Raw genomic sequence first — 221 nt, 5'->3', positions numbered from 1 at the left:
TCGCTGTCATCGGCCTCGTTGCCCTGTGCATCGCTGCCTTTGATGGTGGCGGTGTAGTCACCGTCTGCCAGCGCAGCGTTGGTTGGCAGGGTGAAGGACCAGGTGCCATCGGCATTCGGGGTAACGGTGTAGTCGGAACCGTTGACGGTCAGGGTCAGGTTGCCCGAGGTATTGGACGAAGTGCCGCTGAAGGTCGGGGTGTTGTCGGCGGTGGTGGTGAT

1 protein-coding gene is annotated in these 221 nt (G+C 62.0%); it reads right to left on the bottom strand.

Going from position 1 to position 221, the window contains the following annotated elements; translation table 11 throughout:
• Positions 1 to 221 (bottom strand): Ig-like domain-containing protein (locus tag IB229_RS21770; RefSeq protein WP_225579323.1); only part of this gene is annotated, 221 nt, incomplete at both ends.

The sequence above is a fragment of the Pseudomonas sp. PDM14 genome, from assembly GCF_014851905.1.
Taxonomy (GTDB): Bacteria; Pseudomonadota; Gammaproteobacteria; order Pseudomonadales; family Pseudomonadaceae; genus Aquipseudomonas.
Note: the sequence above shows the minus strand (reverse complement) of the source record. Positions and strands in the feature narration are given on the sequence as shown.